General features: G+C 69.2%; 1 protein-coding gene. It reads right to left on the bottom strand.

All coding sequences use genetic code 11. From position 1 onward, the window contains the following. Positions 1–23: 23 nt before the first annotated feature. A partial coding sequence (locus BJP32_RS16710) for a TlpA disulfide reductase family protein (RefSeq protein ID WP_143255507.1) occupies positions 24–452 on the bottom strand: 429 nt, incomplete at its 5' end.

Below are 452 nucleotides of genomic sequence, written 5' to 3'. Positions count from 1 at the left end.
GGTGATCAGGTTGCGCGGCAGTCTCATTCGGAACTCCTGGTTGCGGGGGCGGCAGCGGCCGGCTCGAAGGCTTCGAGGTAGCGCGCCAGGCTGCCGCGGGACAGTTCGCCGAGATGGCTGCCCAGCAGGCGGCCCTCGGCGGTGTAGAAAACGGTGGTGGGCAAGGCGACCGAGCCGACCTGCTGGCCAAGCTGCCCGCCGTTGTCGAACAGCAGGTTGTCCAGGCGCAGGTTCTCGCCCTGGAGGAAATGGCGCACGGTCTCGGCGCTCTCGCCCTGGTTGGCGAAGAGGAACACCACGTCGGGATTCTCCGCCTGCGCCTGTTGCAGCACCGGCATCTCGCGCCGACACGGCGGGCACCAGCTGGCCCAGAGGTTGATCACCAGCGGGCGGCCCCGGAAATCGGCCAGTTGCACCGACTCGCCGCCGGCGTTGCGCAGGCTCAGTTCGGG

The organism is Brevundimonas sp. ZS04, assembly GCF_001956865.1.
Classification (GTDB): Bacteria; Pseudomonadota; Alphaproteobacteria; order Caulobacterales; family Caulobacteraceae; genus Brevundimonas; species Brevundimonas diminuta.
This window is presented reverse-complemented; position numbering and strand designations above follow the sequence as displayed.